This is a genomic window from Parafilimonas sp. (assembly GCF_047606085.1).
In the GTDB taxonomy this organism is placed as follows: domain Bacteria; phylum Bacteroidota; class Bacteroidia; order Chitinophagales; family Chitinophagaceae; genus Parafilimonas.
Window position 1 is genome coordinate 1 of the sequence record NZ_JASGEX010000118.1, and the last position, 19381, is coordinate 19381.

At 41.2% G+C, this 19381-nt stretch carries 16 protein-coding genes; 14 read left to right on the forward strand and 2 right to left on the reverse strand.

Features of this window, described 5'->3' with window-relative positions:
- Positions 1-191: 191 nt before the first annotated feature.
- From obgE to QM629_RS10360, 11 genes are all read left to right on the forward strand, one after another.
- The gene (gene obgE, locus QM629_RS10310; RefSeq protein WP_415159783.1) at positions 192-1193 is read left to right on the forward strand and encodes a GTPase ObgE; all 1002 of its coding nucleotides are present in this window, start codon (positions 192-194) and stop codon (positions 1191-1193) included.
- A 275-nt stretch (positions 1194-1468) separates the two neighbouring features.
- Positions 1469-1900: a hypothetical protein gene (locus QM629_RS10315; RefSeq protein WP_415159784.1), complete on the forward strand. Its 432-nt coding sequence runs from the start codon at positions 1469-1471 to the stop codon at positions 1898-1900.
- A 229-nt stretch (positions 1901-2129) separates the two neighbouring features.
- A complete protein-coding gene (locus QM629_RS10320; RefSeq protein ID WP_415159785.1) occupies positions 2130-2978 on the forward strand; it encodes a murein L,D-transpeptidase catalytic domain family protein in 849 nt (282 codons plus the stop codon).
- Positions 2979-3141: 163 nt separating this feature from the next.
- Complete coding sequence (locus QM629_RS10325) at positions 3142-4167, forward strand: dehydrogenase (RefSeq protein ID WP_415159786.1); 1026 nt, start codon at positions 3142-3144, stop codon at positions 4165-4167.
- A gap of 36 nt (positions 4168-4203) precedes the next feature.
- On the forward strand, positions 4204-4779 hold the full coding sequence (locus tag QM629_RS10330) for an SIS domain-containing protein (protein WP_415159787.1): 576 nt from the start codon (positions 4204-4206) through the stop codon (positions 4777-4779).
- A gap of 279 nt (positions 4780-5058) precedes the next feature.
- Positions 5059-5808, forward strand: a complete 750-nt coding sequence (locus tag QM629_RS10335; protein WP_415159788.1) for a nucleotidyltransferase family protein — start codon at positions 5059-5061, stop codon at positions 5806-5808.
- Positions 5809-5830: 22 nt separating this feature from the next.
- Positions 5831-6382, forward strand: a complete 552-nt coding sequence (locus QM629_RS10340; protein WP_415159789.1) for a D-glycero-alpha-D-manno-heptose-1,7-bisphosphate 7-phosphatase — start codon at positions 5831-5833, stop codon at positions 6380-6382.
- Between the two features lie 72 nt (positions 6383-6454).
- Positions 6455-7384 carry a hypothetical protein gene (locus QM629_RS10345; protein ID WP_415159790.1) on the forward strand — a complete coding sequence of 310 codons (930 nt, stop codon included), beginning with the start codon at positions 6455-6457 and terminating at the stop codon, positions 7382-7384.
- Between the two features lie 314 nt (positions 7385-7698).
- Complete coding sequence (locus QM629_RS10350; RefSeq protein ID WP_415159791.1) at positions 7699-7995, forward strand: hypothetical protein; 297 nt, start codon at positions 7699-7701, stop codon at positions 7993-7995.
- Positions 7996-8081: 86 nt separating this feature from the next.
- Entirely contained in the window at positions 8082-8834 is a 753-nt protein-coding gene (locus QM629_RS10355) for a GLPGLI family protein (RefSeq protein ID WP_415159792.1), read from the forward strand.
- Between the two features lie 6 nt (positions 8835-8840).
- The gene (locus tag QM629_RS10360; RefSeq protein WP_415159793.1) at positions 8841-11528 is read left to right on the forward strand and encodes a hypothetical protein; all 2688 of its coding nucleotides are present in this window, start codon (positions 8841-8843) and stop codon (positions 11526-11528) included.
- Positions 11529-11540: 12 nt separating this feature from the next.
- On the opposite strand, the gene QM629_RS10365 is transcribed toward QM629_RS10360, so the two are convergent.
- Entirely contained in the window at positions 11541-12194 is a 654-nt protein-coding gene (locus QM629_RS10365) for a YggS family pyridoxal phosphate-dependent enzyme (protein ID WP_415159794.1), read from the reverse strand.
- A gap of 81 nt (positions 12195-12275) precedes the next feature.
- On the opposite strand from QM629_RS10365, the gene QM629_RS10370 reads away from it, so the two are divergent.
- Positions 12276-14306, forward strand: coding sequence for a thiamine pyrophosphate-dependent enzyme (locus tag QM629_RS10370; RefSeq protein WP_415159795.1), 2031 nt, complete (start codon positions 12276-12278; stop codon positions 14304-14306).
- Positions 14307-14457: 151 nt separating this feature from the next.
- Here QM629_RS10370 and QM629_RS10375 read toward each other — a convergent pair whose 3' ends face one another.
- Positions 14458-15756, reverse strand: coding sequence for an amidohydrolase (locus QM629_RS10375; protein ID WP_415159796.1), 1299 nt, complete (start codon positions 15754-15756; stop codon positions 14458-14460).
- Between the two features lie 264 nt (positions 15757-16020).
- Between QM629_RS10375 and bglX the strand changes: the two genes are divergently transcribed.
- Both bglX and QM629_RS10385 read left to right on the forward strand, forming a co-directional pair.
- Positions 16021-18303 carry a beta-glucosidase BglX gene (bglX, locus tag QM629_RS10380; RefSeq protein WP_415159797.1) on the forward strand — a complete coding sequence of 761 codons (2283 nt, stop codon included), beginning with the start codon at positions 16021-16023 and terminating at the stop codon, positions 18301-18303.
- 65 nt (positions 18304-18368) lie between these two features.
- Positions 18369-19064: an ROK family protein gene (locus tag QM629_RS10385; protein WP_415159798.1), complete on the forward strand. Its 696-nt coding sequence runs from the start codon at positions 18369-18371 to the stop codon at positions 19062-19064.
- The last annotated feature ends 317 nt before the right edge of the window (positions 19065-19381 follow it).

The window sequence follows — 19381 nt, forward strand, 5'->3', positions numbered from 1 at the left end:
AATGCATTTTCCTGCTTTATACTTAACAAAAGACAAACGTAGATAACTTCTGCCCAATCTCTTTAAACCCGCATTCTTATCCACATTTGGGAATTATTTCCACCTAATTTAGATGCGTTTGCCCTGCGGTGAACAGGATGTATAACACAGGAATGCACACTTTCTTTTAATTTCGATTGTTTTGAAGCAACATGGAAAAAAATAATTTTATAGACTATATAAGAATTTTTTGCAAAAGCGGTAACGGCGGCGCGGGCAGCAGCCATTTCATGCGCACAAAATTCAATCCCAAAGCCGGCCCCGATGGCGGCAATGGCGGAAGAGGAGGGCATATTATTTTAAAAGGCAATAAACAATTATGGACATTGCTGCATCTTCGTTACTATAAAAATGTTATTGCCGAAAACGGCGAAGGCGGCAATAAGAATAACCGTACCGGTGCCGATGGAAAAGATATAATTATTGAAGTGCCATTGGGCACTATTGCCCGCGACGAAGAAAGTGGCAAAACAGAAGCGGAAATTTTAGAAGACGGGCAGGAGATCATCTGGCTGCGTGGCGGAAGGGGCGGTTTGGGCAATGCCAATTTTGCAACCGCAACCAACCAGGCGCCTGAATATGCGCAGCCCGGCGAGCCTGGCGTGGAAGCATGGAAAACACTGGAATTAAAAGTATTGGCCGATGTGGGTTTGGTGGGTTTTCCCAATGCCGGGAAATCAACCCTGCTTTCGGTGCTTACTGCTGCAAAACCAAAGATCGCCGATTATGCGTTTACAACATTAATACCGCAGCTTGGTATGGTTGAATACCGGGATGGCAGGTCTTTTTGCATTGCCGATTTGCCGGGTATAATAGAAGGCGCTGCCGAAGGCAAAGGCCTGGGACATCGTTTTTTAAGGCACATTGAGCGCAATGCCGTATTGCTTTTTGTGATACCGGCAGACAGTGATGATCATAAAAAAGAATTTGAAGTGCTGCTGAATGAACTGGAAGAATATAATCCTGAATTGCTGCAGAAAAATTATTTGATCGCTATCAGCAAAAGCGATCTGCTGGATGAAGAGTTAAAAGCCGCAATAAGAAAAGAATTTGATTCAAAAATACCGGTAATATTCATTTCTTCCTTTACACAAACAGGGCTTATTGAATTAAAAGACTTATTATGGAAAACGATTAATGCGCCAGCCGGTTAGCGCGTTTGTTATCTTAAAGTTATTAACCGTATAAATAAATATAGGCATGACAATTAAAATTAAATTTGCCTTCATAAAAAATGCTGTTATAAGGGTTACTTTTTTATTTTAACAGTATTAATGTGTAAACAATACGCAATTATTCATTACATTTGCAGCGAAATTAAAATGCTAAAGCCATTATACAAGCCATAGTTGTTTGCCGCCGATTGCAGTGCCTCGCGGTTGGTTGTCAATAAATGAATAAAATTTTTTGACATTAAAAAACAACAATTATGACAAAGGCAAATTTGAAATTATCAGGTAAAAAATTCATCGCAGCAGCATTTTTATCAGCTTCGGTATTACTCACTTCTCTTACAACTAACGCCGCCATATATAATAAAAACATCGAATTGGTTTCAGGTGAAAAAAGCAATATTGCCCTTACAGCCAATACCAGTGATGCATTATTATTCAGGTTAAACGTTAACAACGAGAAGGCTGAGAAATTCACTGTAACCATTAAAAATGAATCCGGCGAGCTTTTATTCTCCCATTCTTTCAGCGATGTAAATTTCAACAAGCAATTTAAATTGCTTAAAGGCGACCAGGAAAATAACCGTTATTACATTAATATTATTTCAAGCAACAAAAGCCTCGAAGATTCTTATGTAGTAAGTTCAACTGTTCGCACTGTAAATGATGTAGCAGTTAACAAGCTGTAAGTATTCTATTTTTTGTTCTCAATTAAGCTTCCCTTTCCGTTTGTGTTTTGGGAGGCTTTTCTGTTTATAACAGAATAACATTTTGTTACCAGATTTTTTTCATTATAGGTTTACCTTTGTAACGCACAATAAAAAAAGGTTTTTTCAGTTTTATAAAAAACCATCCGGTTTTTATGAGGCCGGCCGGCCCCAATCTTTTTTTAATTGAAATCTAAAATCTCATAACCTGATGAAGAAATTCTTGCTTGTAGGCGTCCTGTGCATAACTGTGCTTACTTCTATGATTGCTGTAAAAGGAAAAGAGGCGGCAAAGGCCGGATCAATTACAAATAAAATTACCACGGTAAATAAGTCTGTAACAAACGAGGTATTGATTAATTACTGGGTTGACTCCTTGTATTCCCAAATGCAATTGGCGGCGATTGGTTTGTCGCGCCCTGTTTTTTTTGAAGCGTATAAAGGTTATGAATACTTGCTTTCTGTAAATAAGATAAAGAAACAAGGCTTTTTAACTATTTGCGATTACAGCCAGGCCAGCAATAAAAGAAGACTGTATGTATTGGATATAGATAAGGCAAAAGTGCTTTTTAATACCTATGTTTCGCATGGCCGCAATTCCGGCAGTGCGTTTGCCACAAGTTTTTCAAACAGCAACGATTCACATAAAACATCCTTAGGCTTTATGAGCACCGCCGAAACATATAACGGCGATAATGGCTACAGCCTGCGCCTTGACGGGCTGGAAAGCGGTTTTAATGATAATGTGAGGGCGCGCGCCATAGTAATGCATGGCAGTAATTATGTAAATGGCCGGCGCGCTTCTGATGGCACTATGATGGGGCGCAGTTATGGCTGCCCTGCTGTGCCCGCAAAAGAAGTGAAAGGCATTATCAATGCCATTAAAGGCGGAAGCTGTTTCTTTAGTTATTACCCCGATAAAATGTATGCAGCCGCATCAAAAATCCTCAACGCAGATTTTATTTGGCCATTAACTCAAACACCACAACTGGCTTCCTTAAAATTGCCCGATTCACTTGTAAAGAACCTTAGCCAGCCCGATGCGTTTAACTTAAATTAACCATGTCTCAGTAAAAAATTTATTGGTTAACGCTGTTCAGCATAATCATTGCATACAATTTGCTATTCAGCAGCTTTTGTATTTCTTTTGCTGCGCATACTTATTTTCAATTTCAAAAGCTTGCCCGTAGTTTAAGCTTTTGATGCATTATTAAAAAATTATAATGATATACAGAAGCAGGGCGCCTTTGCGTATAGGTTTAGCCGGAGGCGGCACAGATGTAAGCCCTTACAGCGATGAATTTGGCGGCGCTATTTTAAATGCAACCATTTCCCATTATGCGCATGCCGTAATAGAACCTTTGGAAAGCGGCGGTATTATATTAAACGCAATGGACAGAAGTGAATGCGAACAGCATGATAAGCTTGCAGCATTGCCTATAAACGGTTTGCTTGATTTGCATAAAGGGGTTATTAACCGCCTGCTTAAAGATTATGGCATTGCACAGGAAAACTTTTCGCTTACCACTTTTGTAGATGCGCCTGCCGGCAGCGGCCTCGGCACCTCATCCACTTTAATGGTGGCTATTATCGGCGCATTTGCCGAAATGCTTAAACTGCCCCTTGGTGAATACGATATTGCACATTATGCGTATGAAATTGAAAGAAAAGACCTGCAACTGGCCGGTGGCCGGCAGGACCAGTATGCTGCAACATTCGGTGGTGTGAATTTCATGGAATTTTATGCAGATGACAAGGTTATTGTAAACCCCCTGCGCATTCGCAATGAATATTTATATGAACTGGAAAACAACCTTGTTTTATACTTTACTTCCACCAGCCGCGAATCTGCCACCATTATTAAAGAGCAGCAGAAAAATGTATTGCAGAAAAATGAAAAATCTATTGATGCCATGCACCAGTTAAAAGAACAGGCACGCAGGATGAAAGAAGCTTTGCTGCGTGGCAACCTTAACGAAATCGGAGAGGTGCTCGACTTTGGCTTTCAGCAAAAAAGAAATATGGCGCATAATATTTCAAACAGCCTGATTGAAGATATTTATGATGCGGCCAAAAAAGCCGGCGCAACAGGCGGTAAGATAAGCGGCGCCGGCGGCGGTGGTTTTATGACGTTTTATTGCCCGCTTAATACACGCTATAAAGTAATAGAAACTTTAAACAGCTTCGGAGGCCTGGTAAAACCTTACCAGTTTACAAAATCAGGCTTAACCACATGGACAACGCATTAATCGTTTATTTTTTCTTCTTAACATAAAATGCTTTTTATGACAGATACCATAAAAGATATCATTTCAGCATCTATTCAAACTAAGCAGCAGGTATTGAATGATGATGCATTCATACAAAAAATACAAACTGTTGTTGATGTAATTACAAACGCTTTTCAGCAAGGCAATAAAGTTTTGTTTTGCGGCAATGGCGGCAGCGCTGCAGATGCACAGCATCTTGCAGCAGAGTTCTCAGGCCGTTTTTATAAAGACCGGAAAGCCTTGCCGGCTGAAGCCTTGCATTGCAACACTTCTTACCTAACGGCTGTTGCCAACGATTATAGTTATGATGTTATTTACGCCCGCCTTGTGGAAGGCATAGCAAATAAAGGTGACGTATTGGTTGGGTTAAGCACATCAGGCAATTCTGCAAATATTGTAAAGGCATTTGAAACAGCAAGGGCAAAGCATGTAATAACGATTGGTTTCACAGGGTTAGCAGGCGGAAAAATGAAGGATGTAAGCGATTACCTTTTCAATGTGCCGTCAACGGATACGCCCCGCATACAGGAAAGCCATATTTTAACAGGCCATATTGTTTGCCAGCTGGTGGAGGAGAAACTGTTCCCTTAGCCCCGGCCCTAAAGGGAGTTATGCCAGCCCTTAAAGGAGCAGGCAAATCGCGAATTATATACCAATAACAATATATTAAACAAATGAAACGCCCATGTAAATTGTATTCAACACACAGGGGAATGTACATCAGGGCGTTCCATGAGGCCATTAAAAAACAAACTTGTACGAATGAAACCGAGCATGATAATTTTTCTCACACAGCGGAATGTGCATAGCGAGGTTCCCTGTCTGCCGGACAGGCAGGCATGAGGCCATTGAAAAATCAAACTTGTACGAATGAATTTAAACGCTGTTAATCCCCCTCCCTCAGGGGCTGGAGGCCAGGGCTCTCTTATCATCCTTGCCGGTGGCTTAGGCACAAGGCTGCGCAGCGTTGTATCAGACCTGCCAAAATGTATGGCGCCGGTAAACGGCAAACCCTTCCTTGCTTATGTAATTGATTACTTTCAGCAACAAGGTATTACACAATTTATCTTTTCATTAGGCTATAAACATGAAATCATAATTGAATATTTAGAACAACTCACAACTCACAACTCACAACTCACAACTCACTATTCAATTGAAAAAGAACCTTTGGGCACAGGCGGCGCTATTAAAAGCGCCTGTGAAAAAGTAAGCAGTAAAAATGTTTTTGTAACCAATGGCGATACTTTGTTTAAGGCTAATATACCCGCATTGCAAAATTTTCATATACAAAAAAGTGCGGAGTGTACATTGGCTTTAAAGCCTATGAGAAACTTCAGCCGTTATGGCGTTGTTGAGTTGAATGATGACAGCTCCGTTAAAAGTTTCAACGAAAAAAAATATTATGAAAGCGGCCTCATAAACGGCGGCTTATACATGCTGAATGTGGAAAGCTTTTTAAGTAAATCGCTGCCGGCGAAATTTTCTTTTGAAACAGGCTATCTTGAAAAGTTTTATAATGAACATGCCATGTATGGTTTGGAACAGGATGCCTATTTTATAGACATAGGCATTCCTGAAGATTACGAACGAGTGCAAACAGAACTTGTGAACCCGTGAACTTTGAAACATTAAATTAATCATGGACTTACCTAAAATAGATAAAACCTGGACGCTTTTTCTCGACCGCGACGGCGTTATTAATGTGGAGAAAAAAGGAGATTATGTTTTACATGTTAACAGTTTTATTTTTTCACAGGGCGCACAGGAAGCCATCAGGATTTTATCAGGCATTTTTGGTTTGATGATTGTTGCCACCAACCAGCGCAGCATAGCCAAACAGTTAATGACGCTGGAAGATTTGCACAGCATTCATGCTTATATGACGGAAGCATTGCACAATCAATGCGGCCGCATTGATAAGATATATTATTGTGCCGACATGCACGATGACAGTCCCAACCGTAAGCCCAATCCCGGCATGGCGTTGCAGGCAAAAAAAGATTTTCCCCAAATTGATTTTTCCAAAAGCATCATGGTAGGCAATACTTTAAGTGATATGCGCTTTGCGCGCAATGCCGGCATGTATGCTGTATTCATTCCGTCAACCGACCCGGATGTGCCTTTTCCAAATGAATTGATTGACCTGCGGTTTAATTCCCTGCTCGATTTTGCAAAGGCTGTTCCCCATTAATAAAACACTAAATTTTAAACAGCATACGATAAACACCGGCCTGGCCGTTATGCACATTGTATTTTCGTGATCATGTTTCGCTATATTTTAATTTTCCTGTTTTTTATTACTGCGGTTGCCGCCAGCGCGCAGACAGATGCAACAGGCGTAAACACCTTGCAAAATCAGGAAGACAGCCTTGCCTATTATGCAAAACGCATGGTATATGATTCTATGGCTGAAAACCGTTTTTACTGCGACAGCGTTTTTATACGCAGGCTTGTGGCTGCATTAAAGATGCCGTATTCATTCGAATATCCTTTTGATTCATTAATAACCATATCCCGTTTATATGCGCCCGACAGCAGCTTCCGGATTTTTACCTGGCAACTGCAGCGCGATGAAAGCTATTACCGGCAGGAAGGCGCCATTCAGATAAAAACAAAAGACGGCTCGCTTAAATTATTTCCCTTGTTTGATGTGTCTGATTATACATCAGTGCCCACCGATTCCATACGCACCGGCAAAAACTGGATAGGGGCCATTTATTATAATATCATTGAAAAAGAATTTAAAGGCAGAAAATATTATACGCTGTTTGGCTATGATGATAACGATATGGCCAGCACCCGCAAATGGCTGGAAGTATTAACGTTTAATGCAGCGGGCGAGCCGGTTTTTGGCGGTACATACTTCACATATAAAAATGATGAATTAAAAGCGCCGCAGCCTGTTGACCGCTTTCTGCTCGAATACCAGAAAGACGCACGGGCCCGGCTGGTATATGATCCTGACCTGGACATGATTGTGTTTGATCATTTAATCAGCGAAAGCAACCAGCCGCAAAAAAAATTCACGCTTATTCCCGATGGCGATTATGAGGCATTCAAATGGCAGAACGGCAAATGGGTGCATGTGGAAAAACTCTTTAACCAGGCTTTAAAAGACGGCCAGGCGCCGAGGCCCCAGCCTTTGTATGATAAAGAAGGCAGCAGCGTAAAGCCGCTTAAACAAGATAACTAAAGCTGAGACAGGCAACTCCTCTCTCCCGCCCTCCGGCATCACGCGCTAAAAGCGATCCCTGAATAAGAAAATGAGACAAGACAGCTAAAACCGGGTCAGACCGCTTTGCGGGCCGGCCGTTCGTTCTCCGAATATCAAGCTCCCCACGCGTATCATCGTGCTGCCTTCTTCTATTGTAATTACACTGTAAAATCTATAGGCATGGTTAAACTTGGAATGCAAATTTTTTGTAAAATTTACTTGTAAATGTTAGTTTTGAAGTAGAAAGAGCTATTCCGTAAATTTTATTTCTAAAAACTCCAAAATCTATTATTATGAAAACCTTTATTTTAATTGCAATATTAAGTTTTGCTTTTATCAGTTCAAAGGCAAATACAACGCTTCCATCAACTTCTCATTCTTTTCATAAAACTTTAAATAAAATACATAAAAAAACAGCATATCAGGATCCAGAAACAGTGTATGCAAATACTACCGAAACATGTTGTGACGGAAGTACGGTAGTTACAGGATATTATTGGGTTACTTATGATTCAGAAACAGGCGAAGTACTCGCTTCAGGCTATTATAGCAATGGAAAGACTTGTACTGTTAGCTGTACATATGTTTAACAACTATCCTTATTATACACAGATAGCTCTTTCAATTTTTACCATTCATTTATGTAATTTAAAACTTATCAGCATCTACTGTTTATATGAAGTATATTTTTACTGTTTGCAGCCTGCTGTTGGTATTGATTCATATAAATGCCCAAACAAACAATGATTCTATTGGGTATGTAGAATATAGCTTTAATGAAGGTGCGGCAAATGTAAGAACAGAAAGGCTGTGTTTTACTAAAAACAGCATGGTATTAACTTATGTGGAACCCAGTGCAGGTAAATGGCCGCTCTTTGCCAACAAAAAGTATAACAGCCTTGAAGATTCTTTGGCAGATGTAAAAACCATACAGGCTTTAGACCGCAATCAGGAAAGAGACCGGCAAAGCATCTACAGAAACGTAAAGGATGTGTTTTATATACGAACATCTCCCATTAACGGAAAAAGATATTGCTTTTATGATACGGTGCCAAACCGCAACTGGGAGCTTACGCCTGACACACAAACAATAGCAGGCTTTGCCTGTTTAAAAGCTAATTTCACATTCAGATCAGGCGTAAAAGGATATGCCTGGTATGCGCCGGAGCTGGCAGTACCTTTTGGCCCGGAAACATGGTATGGTTTACCCGGCCTTATATTGGAAGTGGGAAGCTATGACAACTTTTATAAAATTAGTGTTTTGAAGATTACAATACCTTACGAGGAAAAAACAAACCTGCAGCCCTGTATAAATTCTAAACTGGTTTCAAAGAATGAATTTAGTAAAATACAACAGGAAAACAATGAGCAGGGTCTTCAACAATTGCTTCAAAAAATTCAAAAACAAAAAAATGGCAATAATCAATAATGGTAAATGATAAAAACGTTTACATTAATTGTTACACTTCTTTTTTCAGTTTCACTTTTTTCTCAAAATGATTCCCTGCTGAAAATTGAAGGAATAATAAGGGATAACTCCAACAATCCTGTACCCAATGCAGTTATTAAATTTAAGCCAGACAGCAGCAAAACATATATTGCAGCATTTGCCTTTTCTAATACTTCCGGCGGGTATTCAATCCAAATAAAAAAAATGGATTCCGGCTACATAGAAGTATCTTCTGTCGGATATATAACGCGTATAAAAAAAATTATTTTTCAGGATAATAATGAAGCAGAAATAAATTTTGTTCTTGCAACGTCTGAAAATTTTCTTCCTTCTGTAAGTGTAACCTATGCGCCAAAAATTATTCAAAAAAAAGACACCATCATATTTAACGCTGAAAGCTATAAAAAAGATAATCAGCAAAGCGTAGAAGACCTTTTAAAAAACATGCCTGGCTTTCAGGTAAATGAAGATGGCAAACTAAATTTTAATGGAAAAGCAATTGACAAGATTCTAATAGATAATGATGACTTGTTTGGCAGCGATTATGTGCCGCTTACTAAAAATGTAACTCCAGACAAAATTCAGCATGTTGAAGTGATAGACAATTATAAAGATAATTCAGACCTTTCGCAACAATTAACTAATGGAAATGAGCAGGTAATTAATTTAAAATTTGATAAAAAAATTTCAAAAGCAGGCAGTATTGATGCCGGTGTGCCTCTTAAACGGTATGAATCGAAAGCAAACCTTATTGTATTGATCCCAAAAACCAAGCTGATAACAATTGCCAACGCCAATTCTACAGGCAAATTAACTTCTTCCGAAGCAAACATACCTGCATTAAACACCAATGACCAAAGCAATACAGAAAATATACCGTCTTTAACAAAAACATCTATAGCCGATATATATGTGCCAAATGGGTTAAACCCATCCTGGGCGCATTTTAATCATTCTGCTTATGTATCTGCAAATGCACAATTTAACCTAACCAAGTCTTTTGTTTTAAAAGCTATTGTGCAGTCGGGCGGCAACAGATATGCCCAATCGGAAAACTCAACCCAAACATTTTACGATTCTTCGAACCCATTAATTATAAACGAGGATAATAATGTTTATAAAAAGAATTATTTTAATCGTTTTCAGTTAAACGGCCGCTATACTTCCGGTACAAAATTTCAGGTGTCGAATACAGCAGATGTATATAATAATAAAGATACTGACAATACAAACGGTTTTCTTTTACAAACACCGTCTGATCAAAATCTTTTTAATAAATTATTTTATCTGAAAAATGAGCTTAAAGCAACTTATGTAATGAACAGTAAAAGTTTAATTACTGCAACTGATAATATTAACTATGGGAACCAGCTTCAGCAATATTTTTTTTCTCCGTTATTGGCTGATAGTATCTTCCAAGTAGCCGATCAGTTCAATAGCTTGTTTCAGGATGAAACAAGTAAAATATTTAACCATGATGCAAACATAAAATACAGCAGAGGTATCAATAAAAACAGTTTTAATGTTGAATTGGGAAATAAAAGTTCACGTCAGAATTTTTATAGTTACATGCAGGCAACTGATTCAACCAACAATAAGGTAAACTTAAGTGCTGATTTTAATAATAATATAAAATACACCACCAGAGAATTGTACGCTGCCGTTTCTTATTCATCACTACTATCAAATAAATTAAGCTATATTGTAAGCCTTAAGGCAAATAGCGCTAAATTAATTTTTGATTCCGCGTTGAATAAAACTTACTTCAATAAGCTTTATATGCTGCCTTCGATAACGATAAAGTATGAGTTTTCCAATAACGCCGGTGCATCTTTTTCATACGCCGCGAATGAAAATCTTCCCCGTATCAATCAATTGTACAACGGATACATTTTTACGGGTTTGCTTCACCTGGAAAAAGGGTCAGGCGCTTTAAAACCAGGGTTAAATCATGGATTTAATCTTAATTATCATTTCGGTGATTTGGTTAATAAAGGATTGCTGCTTTTTAGCGGGGCCATATATCAAATTAATCAATTGCCTTATGTAAATAATCTTAACAACAGACAGATGTATTCATTTCTTCAAAACGAGTTTTACAATGCAGGAATATCAAATACCTTTTTGGCTTTATATACTTTTATTCAAAAGATAATGCCTTCTGTTAAATCGCAGGTAACCTTCAATATTTCTGTAAATACAGCAAAAACAACTACGGGGTACAACGATATTTTACAAACAAATAAACTTAGAGGGTCAGCATTAAAGTTTGAGTACCGGTCAGTATTTGATAAGCAGTTTAATTTTACTTTTTCCGGCAGATATACACTAAATCACCAGAAAAACTTACTCACTGGAGTTAGCAGTAATACACATCAGCTAAGCGCAACGCAAACATTTGATTATACAATTTTAAAAAGCCTGCACTTAAATTCTTCTGTCAGTTATTTATCGGTTTCGGGCAATTTAAACAAAGAGGAAAATATTATTTTATTAAACGCAGGTGCGCTTTTTCAGGTTATTCCCAAAAAATTATCTGTAAGAGTATCGGCCAATAATTTATTGAACAAAACGTACTTTGTTAGCAATTCATTCAATTCGTTTTATTCGTACGCAAACAGGTTTGAAATTTTGAAAAGATTTGCAACCATTAATGTACAATACAAGTTTTAATAGTTTTTTCAATTAACTCCTGCTCCCGAATATCAAGCTCCCCACGCGTATCATCGTGCTGCCTTCTTCCATGGCAATGGTATAATCAGCCGTCATGCCCATTGAAAGCGTTGACAGTTGACAGTTGGCAGTTGACAGTTTTGCCTGCAGTGACTTTAAGTATTGAAATTCTTTTCGGATTTGATTTTCATCGTTTGTAAAACTTGCCATCCCCATTAGGCCAATAATATTTACATTTTCCATTTTCAAATTTTCAAATTCCCTGATTAGCATATTGGCTTCCGGCTCATTTAAACCAAACTTTGTTTCTTCCTGTGCAATATGCATTTGCAGCAAACAGTTGGTTATTGTATTTATTTTGGCAGACTGTTTATTTATTTCTTTCAGCAGCTTAAAGCTGTCCACACCATGAATTAATGCAACGCTGCCAATAACCTGCTTTACCTTATTGGTTTGCAAATGGCCTATAAAATGCCAGCGAATATCTTTTGGCAATTGCTGTTGCTTTTCAATAAGCTCCTGCACATAGTTCTCGCCAAAATCCCTTTGCCCGGTATTGTACAGTGCAAGTATATCTTCCGCAGGCTTTGTTTTGCTTACGGCAACAAGCGTTATATTGTTCTGCCTGCAGGCTTTCAGTAGTTGCTGATAGGCTTCCGTATTCATCTGTTCGGTTTAAAAAATAGCGATTGCGCGTTCATTAAAAATTGATGTGCAAACTTAAAGCACAAACTTAACTTCGTAGCCATGATGCAGTTTCAACGTAACGGTTTATCAAACGAACAGCTTCTTGATTTCTATAAAAAATTACTGCTGCCGCGCATGATTGAAGAAAAAATGCTGGTGCTGCTGCGGCAGGGAAAAATCTCAAAATGGTTCAGCGGCATAGGGCAGGAAGCCATTGCTGTTGGTGCCACATTAGCCCTGCATGCAGATGAATGGATAATGCCGCTGCATCGCAACCTCGGTGTTTTTACAACGCGCAATATGCCGCTGCATACACTGTTTATGCAATGGCAGGGAAGTGCGGAAAACTACAGCAAAGGCAGGGAACGCAGCTTTCATTTCGGCAGCAAACAGCATCATATCTGCGGCATGATCTCTCATCTCGGGCCGCAGTTGGCCATTGCAGATGGCATTGCCCTGGCGCATAAATTAAAAAGAGAGAAAAAGGTTTCATTGGCTTTTACGGGCGAGGGCGGTACCAGCGAAGGCGATTTTCATGAGGCATTAAACGTAGCGGCCGTATGGAACCTGCCCGTTATATTCTTAATTGAGAACAATGGCTATGGCCTAAGCACGCCCACGGATGAGCAATACTGTTGTGAAAACCTGGTTGACCGTGCCAAAGGCTATGGCATGGAAGGGGTAATGATTGATGGCAATAATATTTTAACCGTGTATGATACCATTAAAGGCGTGCGTGATTATTGCATACAGCAGCAAAAGCCGTATTTGATTGAGTGCAAAACCTTCCGCATGCGCGGGCATGAAGAAGCCAGCGGCATAAAATACGTGCCGCCGCATTTGTTTGAGGAATGGAAAGCAAAAGACCCTGTTATTAATTTTGAAACGCATCTTCTCACAGAAGATATAGTAACAGAAGAAACAGTTATTTCCATAAAAGAAGAAATAAAGCATTACATAGAGCAGGAGCTTGCCATTGGCTTTGCCGCGCCGCCAATTGCGGTGAATACAGCAAATGAATTAAAGGATGTATATGCACAGCAGTCAACTGTCAACAGTCAGCGGTCAACAGTAAAACTTGTTGATAACAGCCTTCCTGGAACCGGTAACCAGCAACCTGTAACCGGCAAGGAAATCCGTTTTGTAAATGCCATCAGCGATGGATTAAAGCAAAGCATGCGGCAATATCCCAACCTTATCTTAATGGGACAGGACATTGCCGAATACGGCGGCGCTTTTAAAGTTACTGAGGGCTTTGTTGATCTGTTTGGGAAAGAACGTGTGCGGAATACGCCTTTATGCGAAAGCGCTGTTGCGGGCGCTGCGCTCGGGTTAAGCATGGAAGGGTTTAAAGTGATGATGGAAATGCAGTTTGCCGATTTTGTAACGGCGGGGTTTAACCAGATTGTAAACAACCTGGCAAAAATCCATTACCGGTGGGGGCAGCATGCCGATGTGGTGATACGCATGCCCACGGGCGCCGGCGTAGGGGCAGGGCCTTTTCATTCGCAAAGCAATGAAGCCTGGTTTGTGCATACACCGGGATTAAAAGTGGTTTATCCTTCAACGCCAATGGATGCAAAAGGTTTATTGATCGCTGCCATCAATGATCCCAATCCTGTTTTATATTTTGAACATAAAGCTTTATACAGAAGCATAAGCGGCTATATGCCGGATGATTATTATGAAATAGAAATAGGCAAAGCCAGGGTGGTTCAATATGGTGAAGATATTTCTGTTATAACATACGGGGCCGGTGTGCATTGGGCGCTTGAATATGCAAACAGCCATACAGATATGTCTATTGATATTCTTGATTTAAGAACATTGCTGCCGCTGGATTACAATGCGGTTAAAGCAAGCGTGGCGCGTACAGGAAAAGTTTTGGTGCTGCATGAAGACACGTTAACAGGCGGTATAGGCGGTGAGATAGCTGCGTGGATAAGCGAGCATTGTTTTGAAATGCTGGATGCGCCTGTTGTGCGGTGTGCATCACTGGATACGCCGGTGCCTTTTAATATGGAACTGGAGAAAAATTTTTTAGCAAAAGCACGATTAGATGAGTGTGCACAAAAATTAATGAACTATTAATGCCAAGCAGACTGGCTCAGTCTTGGAGACTGAGCCAGTCTATAAAAAGCCGCCATGAAACTATACTGTACCTGCCGGCAGGCAAGGGAGTGGCACAACCGTAAAGCACCGGGGTTAATTTACCGGTAAACAAAAACAAATAAGCCCTGGCTTATTTCCCCTTCTTCGCGGCGTACAGCCTGCCGTAATCAAATACCATCGTACAGAAAGTTCTTACACCCACATCAAGTTTGCTGTCATCAATATAAAAATCAGGCGTGTGGTGCGCCGGGGCTTTAAGCGGGTCCTGGCCAATGGGCATGCCGCCCAGAAAGAAAAAGAAGGCAGGCGCTTTATCGCCAAAAAAAGAAAAATCTTCCGAGCCGGTTGTCCATACGCTTTCCAGTACATTTGAATCCCCGGCCGCTTTTTGCAGGGAAGGCAGCATCATGGTAACCAGTGCCGGATCATTATACGTTACTTCTGTTTTGGTTTCAATTTTAAGTTCAGCCGTTGCACCGGATGCTTCGGCAATTTTTGTAGCGGTAAGTTGCATGCGCTTATGCACATCTTCCTGCATCCTGCTGTCTAATGTGCGCACCGTTCCTTCCATCACCAGTTGTTCAGGAATAATATTGCTTCTTACGCCTGCGTTTATTTTGCCAACCGTTATTACCACCGGCGCTTTGGTTAAGTCCTCCTGCCTGCTTACAATGGTTTGAAAGCCCTGTATGATTTGTGTGGCCACCACCACCGGGTCAATGCCGCTCCAGGGTTGCGACCCATGCGATTGCCTGCCCTTCAACGTGAGTGTAAACCAGTCGCTCGACGCCATTACCGCACCGCTTTTATATCTTATTTTGCCAATCTCTGTTTGCGAATTAATGTGCAATCCGAAAATGGCATCCACCTTTGGGTTATCCATCACGCCTTCTTTTATCATTAACGGGGCGCCGCCTTCTTCATCGCCGGGAGGGCCTTCTTCTGCCGGCTGGAAAATAAATTTCACAGTGCCCTGTATCTGGTCTTTCATTTTGCTTAAAACCGTTGCGGTGCCCATTAAAATGGCAACATGCGTATCGTGGCCGCAGGCATGCATCACAGGCACTTTTTCGCCATTGTATTCGCCGCTGTCCCTTGATGCAAAAGGCAAATTGTTCCTTTCATATACAGGCAGTGCATCCATGTCTGCCCGCAGGGCAACCACAGGCCCTGGCTTAGCGCCTTTTAAAATGCCCACAACACCCGTTTTGCCAATGCCGGTTTGCACATCCATGCCAAGTGTGCTCAAATAATCCGCCACATACTTTGAGGTGTTATACTCCCGGTTGGATAATTCCGGGTGCTGGTGCAAATGCCTGCGCCATTCTATAAGGTTTGATTCTATTGCCGCGATATTTTTATCAAGGGCAGCTTGTTGGGCAATGCTGAAAAAAGGGATCAGTAGCAGTAATAGCAGTAGCTTTTTCATGTACAGTTGGTTTTAAAGTGTTCATGGCGAATGTAAGAAATAGAAGGTTTTGAGAAAAAGATATCGTAATATTAATTTGCCGTTGTTTCAAAAGAAAACAGGTTTTTTTCAAATTTTCGCCTTTGAATAAATATCCGGTCGGTGAAGACATGCGACCGGTAGCGATTGTACAGGCAGGTGAAGACACCTGCCTGCGAAAATTTGAATGCACTTATCCTGCATTCAGTTTCTCTAATCTATATTTGAGCGAATAAATTCTTTGCCATGAAAAAAATCTGCTTGCTCATTTTAGTTATGTGCACCGCCACATTATTACCCGCCCAGCAAACTTACCAGCAGGAACAAAAGATGAATGCTTTTGTAAAGAACCTTATGAATAAAATGACGCTGGATGAAAAGATAGGCCAGTTAAACCTTGTTACGCCGGGCGGCGCAGTTACAGGTTCGGTTGTAAGCACAGATGTGGATAATAAAATACGCAAGGGGCAGGTGGGCGGATTGTTTGGCATAAACGGCCCCGCCCAGATTCGCAAGGCGCAGGATATTGCCGTAAACAATTCCCGCCTTAAAATTCCTTTGATGTTTGGGCTGGATGTTATACATGGGCACAGAACTATATTCCCCATTCCGCTTGGTTTATCCTGCTCATGGGATATGCCTGTGATAGAACAAACCGCGCACATTGCGGCAACGGAAGCGGCCGCCGACGGCTTGAACTGGGTGTATTCACCTATGGTGGATATAGCCCGGGATCCACGCTGGGGCCGCATTGCAGAAGGCGCCGGCGAAGACCCTTACCTTGGCTCAAAGATAGCTGCAGCCATGGTGCGGGGTTACCAGGGAAAGGATATGGCCGCCGGCGATGCGGTAATGGCCTGTGTAAAACACTATGCTTTATACGGCGCTGCCGAAGCCGGCCGCGATTATAATACAGTTGATATGAGCCGCATAAAAATGTACCAGTATTACCTGCCGCCATACAAAGCGGCTGTTGATGCCGGCGTGGGCAGCGTAATGAGCTCGTTTAATGAAGTGGATGGCATTCCTGCCACCGCCAATAAATTCCTGCTCACAGATGTATTGCGCAACCAGTGGGGCTTTAAAGGTTTTGTGGTGAGTGATTATACTTCGGTAAGTGAAATGATCAATCATGGCATTGGCGATCTGCAGCAGGTATCTGCAGAGGCGCTGAAGGCCGGTTTGGATATGGATATGGTAGCGGAAGGTTTTCTCACCACACTTAAAAAATCTTTGCAGGAAAGCAAGGTTACCCAAAAAGAAATTGATGATGCCTGCAGGCGGGTGCTTGAAGCAAAATACAAGATGGGTTTGTTTGACGACCCTTACCGCCATTGCGATGAAGCGCTTGCAAAAACCGCCATTCTTACCGATGCCAGCAGGCTTGCCGTGCGCAATGCCGCCGAACGTTCATTTGTACTGCTGAAAAACAGCAATAATATTTTGCCTTTAAAAAAATCAGGCACGATTGCATTGATAGGCCCATTGGCAGATGATCAGAGAAATATGCTTGGCACATGGAATATCCGCGGGGAATACAGTGAAGATATAACGGTATTGCAGGGCATAAAAAATGTTGCCGGGAATGATGTGCATGTATTGTATGCAAAAGGCGCCAACATAAGCGATGATTCCATGATCGTAACCAGCATAAACAATTTTGCAAAAGAAATTGATGTTGACAGCCGCACGCCGCAGCAAATGATTGATGAAGCGGTTGAAACAGCCGGCAAAGCCGATGTGGTGGTAGCCTGTTTGGGTGAAGCCGCAGACTTTACCGGCGAAGCTGCGAGCATGACGGATATAAGCCTGCAGCAAAGCCAGAAAAATTTACTGCAGGCATTGGTGGCAACCGGCAAACCGGTTGTGGTTGTTTTGTTCAACGGCAGGCCAATGACCCTCGTATGGGAAGATAAAAATGCAGCTGCTATCCTCGACGTTTGGTTTCCCGGCACCGAAGCGGGCAATGCCATTGCCGATGTGTTGTTTGGCAATTACAATCCTTCCGGAAAATTAACCACAAGCTTTCCGCAGAATGTGGGGCAAATTCCCATCTACTATAACCATAAAAACACAGGCAGGCCTTTACTGCCTGGCGATGGCCAAAAATTCAAATCAGATTACCTCGACGTAACGAATGAGCCTTTATATCCTTTTGGTTACGGGCTGAGCTATACAAGTTTCAGCTATGGCGATCCTGTTGTAAGTAAAACCACCATCAGCGGTACAGAAGGTTTAACAGTAACGGTTACAGTAACCAATACGGGCAATTATAATGGCGAAGAAACTGTACAATTATACCTGCATGATAAGGTGGCCGGCATTACGCCGCCCGTAAAAGAATTAAAAGGCTTTCAGAAAATATTTCTGAAGAAAGGCGAAAGCAGGCAGGTTGTATTCAATATTGATCACAGTGATTTGATGTTTTATAACTCAGACTTAAAACTTGTAGCCGAGCCCGGTGAATTTGAAGCAATGACCGGCCCTGATTCAAGGAATGTAAAGAAAGTATCTTTCTGGCTGAAATAATGTGCTTAACATTTTACATTGGTTTTACCACAAGCTTATTTGATTAACGCTTCATAAACAATATTATGGGAAATATATTAGCAATTGATATCGGCGGGTCGCACATAAAAGCTATTTTATTAAATACGAAGGGAGAGCCTGTTTCAGATTATGTAAAGATACCTACACCGCAGCCTTCTACGCCGCATAATATACTGGATGGCATTAAGGAACTGGTAAAAGGCCTGGCAGAATATGAAAAAATATCTGTTGGCTTTCCGGGCTATATAAGAGATGGCGTGGTTAAAACCGCGCCCAATCTTGGCACCAGCGACTGGCAGGGTTTTGAATTGCAGAACCTGCTTGGCACTTTGCTGAAGAAGCCTGCTAAAGTGGTAAACGATGCAGACCTGCAGGGCATTGGCATTGTAAGCGGCAAAGGCCTTGAAATGATGATAACCCTCGGCACAGGCTTTGGCACTGCCTTACTGCTTGACGGAAAATTATTACCGCATTTTGAAATTGCGCACCATCCTGTAAAAACCGATACGGATTATGATGCGTATGTGGGTGAGAAAGCGTATATGAAGAAGGGAAAAGAGCACTGGAACTACCGCATGGGAAAAGTATTTAAGATTTTAAAAACAGTGTTTAATTACGACCGTTTATATATAAGCGGCGGCAATGCAAAAAACTTAACCATCCCGCTCGATGATAATATGATTATCGCCACCAACAAAGAAGGCATAAGAGGTGGCGCCAGGTTATGGGCAAATGATTAATGCCCATTTCTCCAGATAAAAAAAATCTTGTCGTTTATGTAATATAATTTTTTTCTGCATCAGTTGTAAAACAACCGTATGAAACCGAGCATGATAATTTTTTCTCACACAGCCTGTCCCGAACCAGATTCGGGAGGAGAATGTCAATAGCGAGGTTCCATCCGACAATTGAAAAAACAAACATTAACGGATGAAACCGAGCATGATAATTTTTCTCACACAACCTGTCCCGAACCAGCTTCGGGAGGGGAATGCCTGCCTGCCGGTGAGGCAGGTACATAGCGAGGTTCTCCCGAAGCAAGTTCGGGACAGGCATG

Bases quoted from the DNA above. Each gene is read 5' to 3' on its own strand.
- obgE (WP_415159783.1), top strand. From the start codon at position 192: ATGGAAAAAAATAATTTTATAGACTATATAAGAATTTTTTGCAAAAGC.
- QM629_RS10315 (WP_415159784.1), top strand. From the start codon at position 1,469: ATGACAAAGGCAAATTTGAAATTATCAGGTAAAAAATTCATCGCAGCA.
- QM629_RS10320 (WP_415159785.1), top strand. From the start codon at position 2,130: ATGAAGAAATTCTTGCTTGTAGGCGTCCTGTGCATAACTGTGCTTACT.
- QM629_RS10325 (WP_415159786.1), top strand. From the start codon at position 3,142: ATGATATACAGAAGCAGGGCGCCTTTGCGTATAGGTTTAGCCGGAGGC.
- QM629_RS10330 (WP_415159787.1), top strand. From the start codon at position 4,204: ATGACAGATACCATAAAAGATATCATTTCAGCATCTATTCAAACTAAG.
- QM629_RS10335 (WP_415159788.1), top strand. From the start codon at position 5,059: ATGAATTTAAACGCTGTTAATCCCCCTCCCTCAGGGGCTGGAGGCCAG.
- QM629_RS10340 (WP_415159789.1), top strand. From the start codon at position 5,831: ATGGACTTACCTAAAATAGATAAAACCTGGACGCTTTTTCTCGACCGC.
- QM629_RS10345 (WP_415159790.1), top strand. From the start codon at position 6,455: ATGTTTCGCTATATTTTAATTTTCCTGTTTTTTATTACTGCGGTTGCC.
- QM629_RS10350 (WP_415159791.1), top strand. From the start codon at position 7,699: ATGAAAACCTTTATTTTAATTGCAATATTAAGTTTTGCTTTTATCAGT.
- QM629_RS10355 (WP_415159792.1), top strand. From the start codon at position 8,082: ATGAAGTATATTTTTACTGTTTGCAGCCTGCTGTTGGTATTGATTCAT.
- QM629_RS10360 (WP_415159793.1), top strand. From the start codon at position 8,841: ATGATAAAAACGTTTACATTAATTGTTACACTTCTTTTTTCAGTTTCA.
- QM629_RS10365 (WP_415159794.1), bottom strand. From the start codon at position 12,194: ATGAATACGGAAGCCTATCAGCAACTACTGAAAGCCTGCAGGCAGAAC.
- QM629_RS10370 (WP_415159795.1), top strand. From the start codon at position 12,276: ATGATGCAGTTTCAACGTAACGGTTTATCAAACGAACAGCTTCTTGAT.
- QM629_RS10375 (WP_415159796.1), bottom strand. From the start codon at position 15,756: ATGAAAAAGCTACTGCTATTACTGCTACTGATCCCTTTTTTCAGCATT.
- bglX (WP_415159797.1), top strand. From the start codon at position 16,021: ATGAAAAAAATCTGCTTGCTCATTTTAGTTATGTGCACCGCCACATTA.
- QM629_RS10385 (WP_415159798.1), top strand. From the start codon at position 18,369: ATGGGAAATATATTAGCAATTGATATCGGCGGGTCGCACATAAAAGCT.